Origin of the sequence: Acinetobacter seifertii (assembly GCF_000368065.1) — a bacterium.
Taxonomy (GTDB): domain Bacteria; phylum Pseudomonadota; class Gammaproteobacteria; order Pseudomonadales; family Moraxellaceae; genus Acinetobacter; species Acinetobacter seifertii.
Map to the genome: position 1 here is coordinate 559,211 of NZ_KB851200.1, position 12,155 is coordinate 571,365.

Annotated in this window: 13 protein-coding genes; 12 read left to right on the forward strand and 1 reads right to left on the reverse strand. The window is 38.0% G+C overall.

What is annotated here, in order from left to right; genetic code table 11:
- The first annotated feature begins 244 nt into the window (after positions 1–244).
- Together F985_RS10070 and rhlB are read left to right on the forward strand one after the other, a co-directional pair.
- Positions 245–457 carry a cold-shock protein gene (locus F985_RS10070; RefSeq protein WP_000126912.1) on the forward strand — a complete coding sequence of 71 codons (213 nt, stop codon included), beginning with the start codon at positions 245–247 and terminating at the stop codon, positions 455–457.
- Positions 458–566: 109 nt separating this feature from the next.
- A complete protein-coding gene (rhlB, locus tag F985_RS10075; RefSeq protein WP_004700570.1) occupies positions 567–1,718 on the forward strand; it encodes an ATP-dependent RNA helicase RhlB in 1,152 nt (383 codons plus the stop codon).
- A 39-nt stretch (positions 1,719–1,757) separates the two neighbouring features.
- Here rhlB and F985_RS10080 read toward each other — a convergent pair whose 3' ends face one another.
- Positions 1,758–2,138 (reverse strand): hypothetical protein, encoded by a 381-nt coding sequence (locus F985_RS10080; RefSeq protein ID WP_004700572.1) that lies wholly within the window; start codon positions 2,136–2,138, stop codon positions 1,758–1,760.
- A gap of 203 nt (positions 2,139–2,341) precedes the next feature.
- Here F985_RS10080 and F985_RS10085 point away from each other — a divergent pair, with 203 nt between their 5' ends.
- The 10 genes from F985_RS10085 to F985_RS10130 all read left to right on the forward strand — a co-directional run bounded on the left by F985_RS10085 (position 2,342) and on the right by F985_RS10130 (position 12,155).
- Complete coding sequence (locus F985_RS10085) at positions 2,342–2,917, forward strand: nitroreductase family protein (protein ID WP_004700574.1); 576 nt, start codon at positions 2,342–2,344, stop codon at positions 2,915–2,917.
- A gap of 34 nt (positions 2,918–2,951) precedes the next feature.
- Positions 2,952–4,025, forward strand: coding sequence for an NAD(P)H-dependent glycerol-3-phosphate dehydrogenase (locus F985_RS10090; RefSeq protein ID WP_004700576.1), 1,074 nt, complete (start codon positions 2,952–2,954; stop codon positions 4,023–4,025).
- Positions 4,026–4,081: 56 nt separating this feature from the next.
- Positions 4,082–4,537, forward strand: a complete 456-nt coding sequence (locus F985_RS10095; protein WP_004700578.1) for a SixA phosphatase family protein — start codon at positions 4,082–4,084, stop codon at positions 4,535–4,537.
- Between the two features lie 22 nt (positions 4,538–4,559).
- On the forward strand, positions 4,560–5,699 hold the full coding sequence (gene gspL / locus F985_RS10100; RefSeq protein ID WP_004700579.1) for a type II secretion system protein GspL: 1,140 nt from the start codon (positions 4,560–4,562) through the stop codon (positions 5,697–5,699).
- Complete coding sequence (gene gspM / locus F985_RS10105; protein WP_004700580.1) at positions 5,699–6,178, forward strand: type II secretion system protein GspM; 480 nt, start codon at positions 5,699–5,701, stop codon at positions 6,176–6,178. Before gspL ends, gspM begins: the two co-directional genes overlap by 1 nt.
- Positions 6,179–6,267: 89 nt before the next feature.
- Positions 6,268–7,272: a quinone-dependent dihydroorotate dehydrogenase gene (locus F985_RS10110; RefSeq protein ID WP_004700581.1), complete on the forward strand. Its 1,005-nt coding sequence runs from the start codon at positions 6,268–6,270 to the stop codon at positions 7,270–7,272.
- A gap of 6 nt (positions 7,273–7,278) precedes the next feature.
- On the forward strand, positions 7,279–7,866 hold the full coding sequence (locus tag F985_RS10115) for a CvpA family protein (RefSeq protein ID WP_004700582.1): 588 nt from the start codon (positions 7,279–7,281) through the stop codon (positions 7,864–7,866).
- A gap of 25 nt (positions 7,867–7,891) precedes the next feature.
- Entirely contained in the window at positions 7,892–9,433 is a 1,542-nt protein-coding gene (purF, locus tag F985_RS10120) for an amidophosphoribosyltransferase (RefSeq protein ID WP_004700583.1), read from the forward strand.
- 78 nt (positions 9,434–9,511) lie between these two features.
- Positions 9,512–11,401 carry a M48 family metalloprotease gene (locus F985_RS10125; RefSeq protein ID WP_004700585.1) on the forward strand — a complete coding sequence of 630 codons (1,890 nt, stop codon included), beginning with the start codon at positions 9,512–9,514 and terminating at the stop codon, positions 11,399–11,401.
- Positions 11,402–11,501: 100 nt separating this feature from the next.
- On the forward strand, positions 11,502–12,155 hold the full coding sequence (locus tag F985_RS10130) for a hypothetical protein (protein ID WP_004700586.1): 654 nt from the start codon (positions 11,502–11,504) through the stop codon (positions 12,153–12,155).

A 12,155-nucleotide genomic window follows, 5' to 3' on the forward strand; every position in this document is an offset into this window, starting at 1 on the left:
ATAGGGGAAATATTTGAAAAAAATTCTATTAATTGTCATAAACCCGTGTTAAGCTCGAACCGTTTTAGGGATTACCACACAGTTAAATTGTTTTAATAACCTATAACAAATGGATGTAACCGGAAATTGTTGATAGTTTTACAGAATGATTACAAGCTTTAAGATTATAAAAATTTTAAATCCTTGTTTACTCTGCTGTTTGCAACACCGGAAGGTCCTTTTTTCATCATCTGAGGATTGACTTATGACAGCTCGTGAACAAGGCGTAGTAAAGTGGTTTAATGACACTAAAGGCTTTGGTTTTATTCAACGTAACGGCGGCGACGATGTATTCGTTCACTTCCGTGCAATCGTAGGTGACGGTCACCGTTCTCTACGTGACGGTCAACGCGTAGAGTTTAGCGTTGTACAAGGTCAAAAAGGTTTTCAAGCTGAAAACGTTCAGCCTTTAGACTAAGACTAAATTCATCTTTTGATGAATCATGGACGCTCCAATTTTTGAATTGGAGCGTTTTTGTTTATAATGATCTTCTCATTCGAGAGATTGTTTGTTAGAGCACGTATTTATGACATCTGGTTTTGAAACCTTGAATTTACATCCGCAACTTAAAAAGGCGATTGATGCTTTAGGGTTTACTCAAATGACCCCAATTCAGCAAAAGGTTTTAAAATATACATTAGCCGGGCATGATGCAATTGGGCGAGCACAAACAGGAACAGGTAAGACCGCTGCCTTTCTGATTAGTGTAATCAATGATTTACTCAATAATCCAATTAAAGAGCAACGTTTCCGTGGCGAGCCTCGTGCTTTAATCTTGGCGCCTACTCGTGAGTTGGCATTACAAATTGAAAGTGATGCTAAATTTCTCACAAAATTCTCTAATTTACATGTCGTGACCCTATTGGGTGGTGTCGATTTTGATAAGCAGAAGAAGCAACTTGATGCTAATTTTGTTGATATCATTGTTGCTACACCTGGCCGTTTAATTGATTTCGTAGAACAAAAAGAAGTCTGGCTCGATCAAATTGAATTTTTAGTGATTGATGAAGCTGACCGTTTATTAGATATGGGTTTTATTCCTTCGGTAAAGCGTATTGTTCGTTATTCACCGCGTAAGGAACAACGACAAACCCTCATGTTTTCAGCGACATTTAGTTACGACGTCTTAAATTTGGCAAGACAGTGGTTATTTGAACCCGTAACAGTTGAAATTGAACCTGAACAAAAGACCAATAACGATGTCGAACAACGTGTTTACGTTGTAGCTAAACAAGATAAATATCGTCTTTTACAAGATATTTTGCGTGAAGAGCCGATTGATAAGGTTATGATCTTTGCAAATCGCCGTGATCAAGTGCGCCGCCTATATGACCATTTGAAAAAAGATGGATATAAAGTGGGAATGCTCTCGGGTGAAATTGCTCAAGACAAACGTATGAAAATGTTAGAGCAGTTTAAGCAAGGTAAACACAACATCATGATTGCAACCGATGTTGCTGGTCGTGGTATTCATGTAGATGGCGTATCGCATGTAATCAACTTTACTTTGCCTGAACAGTCTGATGATTATGTACACCGTATTGGCCGTACTGGTCGTGCAGGGGCACAAGGTGTAAGTATTAGTTTCTTGTCTGAAGATGATGCTTTCTATTTACCAGAAATTGAAAAAGCAATTGGTAAAAAACTACCACTCACACGATTAGATGGGTATTGCTAATAAAAAAAATCCCAATCAGTTGATTGGGATTTTTTTCACTTAATTAATTTTACAGTAAAAAGTAAGAGTGGTTTGGTAATCATCATCTTTTGCTAAAGACGCATTTTTACCAGTTAAACTACCAATGACACCTGCAGCAGCTTCTACCATTTGACCAGTTTTTTCACTGACTACATCTTTTAATACACCGTGATAAGTGGTTTTTTCATCAATAATAACTGGGGTTGTGCTCTTAGAGCAGGTTTTTTGTGCGGCAGTCACTGCATTGTTTTTTGCAATTAAATTAGTTTTACCAATACCAGTTACTTCAAACTGATTATTTTCTTTTTGAATTGCTAAAGTGTTTTTAGGAGTAGTTGCACAAGCACCTAGTAATAAAATAACGCTACTCATTGCACTCGCTAAAATTATTTTTTTCATGATTCACCTAAGTTAACCGCCAAAAGATAGGGTTATTTGAACATAAGTTTTCTAATTGATTTTGAAGACGTTGTATGAGTTTTGAAGTTTTGTATTAAAAAATGTCAAACTATGAGTTCACTAAGTTTATAAGCTAGATTCCATGGTGGATTAACGGTAGATTATGCTAATCTATTTCGAATTTTTGAGTTAGATCAATATTAATGACGGATTCAGCAATACAAATAATTCACCAAAATATTCATCAGCGTCAGTCTATTGGCCAATTAATTGAACCCGCTCCAAACTCAGATCAATTAGAGTTGGCTTTTCAGGCTGCTTTAACAGCTCCAGATCATCATAGACTTAAGCCAACACGTTTTGTAATTGTTTCTGGCGAACAACGTGGAGCTTTTGGTGAGGTTCTAGCAAAAGCTTTGGCAGATTTAGGTGAAACTGATCCTGCTCAACTTGAACGCGTTAAGCAACATCCTTTTCGCGCTCCGCTACTTATTTTAGCGCTTACTCAGTTGCAAGATCATCCCAAAGTGCCACATTTTGAGCAAATCTTAAGTACAGGTGCGGCAGTACAAAATCTTTTGTTATCTTTGCAAGTTCAAGGGTTTTCAACCATGTGGCGTAGTGGTGCTGTTGTCGAATCAAATTGGTTAAAACAGCATTTAGGTTTGCAACCCCATGATTTAATATCAGGTATTATTTACGTTGGTACAGCAGCTAAAGCAATTGCACCGCGTGCAGATATTGAAAGTAAAGAATTCGTAAAAGTTTGGCAGGCTTAAACGTCTGTAAAAGTAAGAAATAGGATAATAAAGCATGTCTGAATTTAAGTTTACAGATTTGGTGGAGCCTGTTGCGGTCGATAAAAAAACGGCATTACGCATTACTGTTTTAGGCGGCGGTAGCTTTGGTACGGCCATGGCTAATTTGGCTGCTCGTAATGGCTGCGATACCATGATCTGGATTCGTGATGCCGAAACAGCCGAAGAAATTAATAAAACCCATATTAATAAGCGTTATTTGCCAGACTTCACTTTAGAATCTTCATTGCGCGCTGTTTCGGATTTGGAACAAGCTGTATGTGATCGAGATATTATTTTGGTCGCAATTCCTAGTCATTCTTTCCGCGATGTTTTAAAACAAATCGCGCCTTATATTACTGCACAAGCGGTTGTTTCTTTAACCAAAGGTGTTGAAGCTAAAACGTTTAGTTTCATGAGCGATATTATTCGTGAAGAATTACCAGAAGTTCCATACGGTGTATTATCGGGTCCAAACCTTGCCAAAGAAATTATGGCAGGTATGCCATCTGGTACGGTGATTGCAAGTGATTCGGAACTTGTTCGTTATGCTGTACAACATGCACTGCATAGTGCGTTATTCCGTGTTTTTGGGAGTGATGATGTGCATGGCGTTGAATTAGGCGGTGCGCTTAAGAATATTTATGCAGTCGCGATGGGAATTGGGGCAGCATATAAAATTGGTGAAAATACCAAGAGTATGATCTTAACGCGTGCTTTGGCTGAAATGAGCCGTTTTGCGGTAAAGCAGGGTGCAAATCCACTTACGTTCTTAGGTTTATCTGGTGTTGGTGACTTATTTGCGACTTGTAATAGTCCATTGAGTCGTAATTATCAAATCGGTTATGCATTAGGTTCTGGTAAGACACTTGATCAGGCAAGTAAAGAGTTGGGTCAAACTGCAGAAGGTATTAATACAATTGTTCAAGTGCGTGGTAAAGCAGAAGAACTGGATGTGTATATGCCAATCACCAATGCCTTATATGAAGTAATTTTTGAGGGTGCTCCACCATTAAATATTGCGCTTTCACTTATGAAAAATGGGCACCGTAGTGATGTTGAGTTTGTTTTACCTCATCATGAAGTCTGACGAATAAATGTCATAAATTGTGGTTATAATGCAGGAATTATTAACAAGGAAATTTTATGCAACTGACATTAGTTCGTCATGGGGAAGCTGCTCCGCCAGTAAATGGTAATGATATTAAACGTCCACTTACTGCGCGTGGACATGCACAGGCTGAGCAAACAGCAACATTTTTAAAAGATATTGTTAAACCAGATATTTTTGTTGTTAGTCCGTTACTGCGTGCTCAAGAAACATTAGCGCATATCCAGATATATTTTAAAGATGTGCCTGTATTGTTATGCGATAAAATTAAGCCAGATGATGATGCAAGAGAAGCGGTTGAGTGGTTGTCTCAAATTCCTTATGAGTCGATTGTGGTGGTTTGCCATATGAATGTTGTTGGTCATATTGCAGAGTTACTTACTCATGAGAACTTCAATCCATTTGCTCTTGCCGAAGCTAGAATTTATGATCAAGCTGTTATTGCAAATGGTTTATCAACACAAAAGAATAGTTTTATACCCACAATATAATTAAAAAGGTTATTTAGCCGACATGCTGTATATAAGGATGCCTGAAACCAATGGAACATGGCATTGGTCTAACGGAGAGAACTGGTTGCAGGCTACAAGTCTCGATCAATTAATACAAGACTTGCAAATACACCAAGGAAAAGAAGCTACAGTCTTTTTTCCGAGTCGTCATGCTCAAATGCTTCAGCAAACTATGGCAAAGTCCCACTATAAACAGCTTGGGGCTGATGGGGTTAAATATCTACTTGAAGAGTTTGTGACTTTGCCGATTGATCATATGAAAGTGGTTCATCATTTTCATGGCGATCAGTTAACTATCTTGGGTGTTGCCCAGGGGATGGTCGAGACATGGCAACATTCTTTAGCATTGTTACCAACTAAACTTGCGGCCTTACTACCAGATTTTCTGATTTTACCCGAACCACAAGCTCAGCAAGTTATTCTGTGTAATATTGATCATCAGCTTTTGGTACGTGAAAATAAGTGGTTGGGCAATTCAGTTGATGATTTGGGGCTTTTTTTAGAATTTCAGGCAACTGAAACGCATTATCAATATAGCGGTTTAACAGTAGAGCAGCTCGAAAGTTTAGAGGCGGCTTCAAGTGCTGACGAACGTTCTGAGTTTATTTATCAATTCCAGACTTTAGATAAAACTAAACAACATCCTTTTAATGTTTTGCCAAAGTCAAAAGGCCAAGAGCGTACTTTTTCTAACTATTGGAAAGCTTGTGCGGCTATTGTTTTAGCAATTATTGTGGTGCAATTTAGCTATGATTTATTGCGTTGGGTTAAATTGAAAAAAGTGGCGAACCAAACTGCTGATCAAACAATTGAACAATATAAATACTGGTTTGGGCCATCTAGTCGCGTAACCGAACAAAATATTAAAGGTCAGTTTGAAAGCCATTTAAGAATGAGCCAGCAGGGTGATACTCAAGCACTTTCATTGTTAAGTCGTGTTGGGCCTATTTTAATGCAAAGACAGATTTTGGCTCAGCAACTTAATTATGATGCTTCAATCCTAACAATGGCATTAAAAGCAAAATCGGCAGATGATTTACAAGCTTTGACACAACAATTGAATCAGCAAGGATTTAAGGCTGAGCTAGGTAATGTCCAAGCAAATGGTAGTGGTGCAATTGGGGTGGTGAAAATACAATAATGAAAATGTTAGCTCAATTGCAAAATCGTTTTGATCAGTGGATTGAACAAGTTGTTCAATATTTGGATCGTTTAACGGTCCGTGAACGTATTATGGTTATCTTTACTACAATTTTTGTGGTGGTGGCGATCATTGGCTCTTCGCTTTGGAAAATGCATTCTTTGGCAGAACAACAGCAAAAGCGCTTAAATGATTTAAAAGATCTGATGGTGTGGATGCAAAGTAATGCTGTTACTATGAAGCCTGCAAATGAGCTTGAACTTGATAAGTCTGGAAAAATTCAAAGAGTCGCTCAACAGCAAGGTTTAACTGTGACTTCTCAGCAAAATGGAGAGCAGTTACAAATTGTTGTAACACATCAAAATTATGCAATTTTAGCTAACTTTTTAACACAACTTGCACAGATGGGTCTTAGTATTCAGAAGATGGAAATGGTTTCCAGTGAAGGTCAGATTAAATTAACAGCGACAGTTCAATAACATATCAAAATATGCTTATGTCAAGCATGGTGTTTTGTGCTACCTGTGCCTATAATATGCGTACCTAAAATCAGTAGATTGTGATTGGTATGTTATATTCACTTGCTCGCCCGATGTTGTTTAGTTTAGCACCAGAGCGTGCCCATGAATTAACATTATCCATGCTTGATAAAGCACATAAGCTAGGCATGATGCGTCAGGCTGTACAAGCAAAGCCCACCAAATGTATGGGAATCGAGTTCCCTAATCCTGTAGGTTTGGCTGCGGGGCTAGATAAAAATGGTGCTCATATTGATGCCTTAGCCGGATTAGGTTTCGGTTTTATTGAAATTGGTACAATTACACCTCGCCCACAATCAGGTAATCCAAAACCACGGTTATTCCGTATTCCTGAAGCTAAAGCCATTATTAACCGTATGGGTTTTAATAATGATGGTGTTGATAAGCTTATTGAAAATGTTAAAGCTTCAAAATTTAGAGGCATTTTAGGAATCAATATTGGTAAAAATGCCGATACGCCTGTTGAAAAGGCGGTTGATGATTACTTAATTTGTCTTGAGAAAGTTTATAACTACGCGTCATATATTACAGTTAATATTTCATCTCCAAATACTAAAAACTTGCGTAGTTTACAAAGTGGTGATGCGTTAACTGAATTGTTGCAAACACTAAAAGCACGTCAACTTGAGTTGGCTGAGCAATATCATCATTATGTTCCTTTGGTTTTAAAAGTCGCTCCTGACCTTACGGCTGAAGATGTTGAATTTATCTCTGCACAATTACTTGATTTTAAAATTGATGGTCTTATTGTGACTAATACGACTTTATCGAGAGAAGGGGTTGAAAACCTGCCTTACGGTAATGAGTCAGGTGGCTTGTCAGGCGCTCCTGTATTTGAGAAAAGTACAGAATGTTTGCGTTTATTTGCTCAATCATTAAAAGGACAAATTCCTTTAATCGGTGTGGGTGGTATTTTGTCTGGTGAGCAGGCTTTAGCGAAACAACAAGCTGGAGCAATACTTGTTCAAATTTATAGTGGTCTAATCTATACGGGACCAACACTTGTAAAGCAATGTGTTGAAGCTATGACCTAATTGAACATGAACACTATTGATATCATCATTCTAATACTTTTGCTCATTGGGGGGCTAAACGGTTTGCGACAAGGATTTATAAAAGCCTTTGCGAACTTGGTAGGATGGATTTTTGCATTAATTATGGGTGCAAAATATGCTGTTCTTCTAGCTCCGTCAATGTCGGGTTTAAGTCAGGATCCGGTGGTTCAAAAGATTGCGGCTTTTGCATTTATTGCACTCATTATTATTGTTTTAACTTGGATCGTCACTGCAATTTTAAATGGCCTCTTGAAAAGTTTGAAATTGGGGCCATTAAATCGTTTAGCAGGTGGTGCTTTTGGTTCCTTAAAAGGTTTACTAGTTGTTCTTGTTACCATGCAAGGCGTAGGACCTTGGGTTGAAAGTTCAGCAAACTGGAAACAGTCCATACTTATACAGTTTTTATTGCCTTATGCGCCTTTAGCAACAGAGTTGTCTAAAGATGCAGCAAGTGAGGCGTATCATCAGATAACATCTGGAGGTAGTGCATCAAGCACTCCTTCAAAAACAATGGACGAATCGGATGAATCAGAAACCCGATCCGACCATTCAACAAAGAATCCTTTTTATTAATTCCTAGCTTGTCTGCGAGGTTGCTATGTGTGGAGTTGTTGGTATAGCCGGTAAATCGCCAGTGAACCAAATGTTGTTTGATGCATTAACGATGTTGCAGCATCGTGGGCAAGATGCAGCTGGAATAGTAACCTGCCATGAAGGCCGTCTTTTCCTTCGTAAGGATAACGGTATGGTGCGTGATGTCTTTCATACTCGTCATATGAGAGCATTACTTGGTAATTATGGTATTGGCCATGTACGCTACCCAACTGCTGGCTCTGCTAGCAGTGCTGAAGCTCAACCATTTTATGTGAACTCACCTTATGGGATTACACTTGCACATAATGGTAACTTAACCAATGCAGAAGAAATTCATGATGACCTGTTTAAAACAGATTTACGTCACATGAATACTGATTCTGACTCAGAAGTTCTTTTAAACGTTTTTGCGCATGAGTTGCAAAAGAAAGGAACGTTAAACCCTACAGCTGAAGATATTTTTCATACAGTTTCTCGTGTGCATGAGCGCTGTCAAGGTGCTTATGGCGTAGTAGCTATGATCACTGGTCATGGTTTGGTTGGTTTCCGTGATCCAAATGGTATTCGTCCACTTATTTATGGTTCTCGTGAGACTGAACAAGGTGGGATGGAATATATTATTGCATCAGAGTCTGTAGCGATTACTGCACTTGGTTTTAAAATCGAGCGTGATATTGCACCAGGTGAAGCAATTTTCATTGATTCAGAAGGTCAATTATTCACTAAACAATGTGCAGCAGAACCAAAATACCGCCCATGTATTTTTGAATATGTTTATTTTGCTCGTCCAGATGCAATTATTGATGGTATTTCAGTTTATAAAGCCCGTTTAAAAATGGGTGAAAAATTGGCGCATAAAATTTTGCGTGACTGGGGGGAAGACCATGATATTGATGTGGTTATCCCAATTCCAGATACCAGCCGTACTTCTGCACTAGAACTTGCAAATATTCTTGGTGTGAAGTTCCGCGAAGGCTTTATGAAAAACCGTTATATCGGTCGTACCTTCATTATGCCGGGCCAACAACAGCGTAAAAAATCTGTACGTCAAAAATTAAACCCTGTTGAGTTAGAGTTTAAAGGTAAAAACGTCTTATTGGTGGATGACTCTATTGTACGTGGTACTACGTGTAATGAGATTATTCAGATGGCGCGTGACTCAGGTGCGAAAAAAGTATACTTTGCTTCAGCAGCACCAAAAGTGATGTATCCAAACGTTTATGGTATCGATATGCCTGCTAAGACTGAGCTTATCGCTTCGGAACGCAGTGTAGAAGAAATCCAAGAAATTATTGGTGCTGACCGTTTAGTATTCCAAGATTTGGAAGACTTGAAGAACGCCGTACGTACAAGTAAGGTTCCTACATTGACTGAGTTTGATTGCTCTGTTTTTGATGGAATTTATGTAACTGGCGGTATCGATGCAGACTATCTGAATAATTTGGAGCAGAAGCGTAATGACTCTGCGAAAAAGAAAAAAGATGGTTATATTGATGTCAATATTGATGCAGCGTCAGTAGATTTGACGGGTATTAAAGAAGAATAGAAATAGCCGAAAAAAGCGGGTGTTTCCCGCTTTTTTCTTTTATGATGAAACTTAACAATGTAATTGGGATTATTTACATTGAAAGAAGTAAGCCACTATTTAATCGAAAATAAGAATATGGCATGGTCCATCACTATGTGTTTGGTCGCTGTGCTTTTAACTATTTTTATTTTAAATCTCATTTTGGGTTTACTTGTTCATTTCTTTGATTATAGCCAGCCAATTTGGTGGCATACCTTAAGTCCATATTTTGTTGCTCTTTTGCTTTTTATTATGGTTTGGTCTGTAGTGATCGAGCTTTATATTTTGCGTAAAGGAGGACATTCACTTGCTAAACAGCTTAAAGCGCGTCGTTTGGTAAAAGGTGAGAGTACACCGGAAGAACATGCTGCATTAAAAATTACAGAACATTTGGCGCAAACATTTTCTCTGAATATTCCAACACTTTATGTTTTGCCTGACGAAGTAGGAGTGAATGCATTAACTGCAGGTTTTCACTCAAACGATATTGTCATTATTTTGACTTGGGGAGCTTTGCAGAATCTAGATGAACTAGAGCTGTATGGTCTATTGGGTCATGAGTTTAACCAGATTTTATCCGGTGAAGCTGTAGAAAATACTAAATTAAAAATTTTATATAGTGGTTTAACAACCTTTAGTCAATGGGGCAGTAAGCTCGCCAAGCAGGGTTTCAAACGCTATAGTCCTGGTTATAAGCATAAATTTGAAACAGTCTTTGTAGCTGTTGGTGGTGTAATCTGGCTGGCAGGAAGCTTGGGTGTATTAATCACACGTTTTATTAAATATTTAACATTAAGTGGTCGTACGTTCCGCAACGACCAAAAAACCATGCGGTTGCTAAAAAATAGTACGAACACCCAAACTTTATTGCGTATTTATGTTCACCATTCAGGTTCGCAAATTCATAGTGCTTACTCTGAATCTATTGCACATATGTGTTTTGCAAACTCACTTAGCCCTCAAAGTTGGATGAATATTCACCCAAGTATTCGTGAGCGTATTTACGAACTAAATCCAACTCTATTGCAAGATTTACAATTAGAAAATTTAAAGAAACTTCGCAATAGACCGTTATTTAGTCTTTTTCGTTCATTAGAAGAATCTGAAACAGAAATTTATATTCCGTGGTCATCACCACAGCCTTTGCCTTTGTTGCGCCTTTCTCCAATTAGTTTTGCATTAAATGATGCGATTAAACCTTTAAGTAATGATATTCGGCGTAATAAAAAACGGCCGGAGCTCATTCAGCGCGCCTTGCAAACTGCTACTGGTTCGCGTGAGGTGATGGTTGCAATTTTAATGATTCGTCAATATCGAGAATTTATTCCGCAAGAAGCTCCTGTAAGTCATTCTATTGTTGATGCTTTGCTTAATTTAGATGGTCGTATTCATATTCAGATATTTCACGATGCATGTAAAAATATTGGCCATATGCCGGCGAGTATTGCTCGTCAATTTTTGACAAAACTGGCACTCATTATTCAGGAAGATGGCGAAATAGGACTGCTTGATGCCTTGTTATTAGAGCGGGTTAAATATGAATTGAACCTGATGCCACTTCACTTACCTACGGCATTTGAAGAAGTAAAACCTCAAATAGTTCGTTTAATTGATGCACTACTTCATGTGCAGCAAATTAATAGTCCAAACCAGTTGGAAGTTCGTGAACGTATTTTACGTTCATTGCTAAACCCAGATGAAATGAATATTTATGATGAAATTTCGGATGAGCCTTTGGATTTGGCTGAAATTTTAAATGACATTGCTGGGCTTTTACTTCGTGATCGTTTAAGCATTTTGGCAATTGCTGAAATGTGCTTATGGAGTGACAGAATTATTACTCAAGATGAACTTGATGTACTTGAGTTGCTTTATTGGCGATTTGGTTTTGAGTCAGATGAAATTGTAGAGCAAATGCAGAAGAAAAATAGCGTTATGATTATTTAAGAAACATATGTGGTTTTGAAAAGAGATCATTTAAAGAAAACGCTGAAAAAAAATCAGAAGCCCGTTAGAATGTGAGTAGATTAGAGATACTGATTTAAACATGATTGGGCAGCAAAGAAATATACTGGCAACTTTAGGAATCGATGTGTGGATTCCTAGAACACAAGTGTGCCAAAAAAATAATGCTCATACTTTATGGCGTGATCAGGTTGTTGAGCCTCATATTCCAATTAATATACCTATTGCTGTAGATATTCCTGCATTTGAACAGGTACCATCTAATCCTGAACTGCTTGAAGTTGCTAAAGTGGTTGAGGAGCCTTCAATAGCCATTGTGGATGTTCCGCAGCCTGAAGTGGTTGTAGAAAAACCTATCGTTGTTGAGCGAGAGGTAATTGCTCCATTTGAGTTGCAGGCTTATTGTCTTGAAAAGTGTGTAATCTTTGTTGATGTAACTGCATTAGAGAAAGAGGAAAAGCAACTTTGGGCAAATATACAAAAGGCCAAAGTTGGACATTATGCTGAATTAAGGTGGCCTTTTCCATTAGCAGCTTATCAAGATCAACGCGGTGTCGGTTCATATATTCAAGGTTTTTTAGATGCTGTAGCGGCAGAAAAAAAGATTTTGTGTTTAGGTAAATGTACCTATATTCAACATGCAAATATTATTCATTTAGCTAGTTTAAAAGAGATGTTAGATAAGCCTCTCCTTAAAAAAAGGCTGTGGCAACTTATGCAAGATAACAATGAGTAG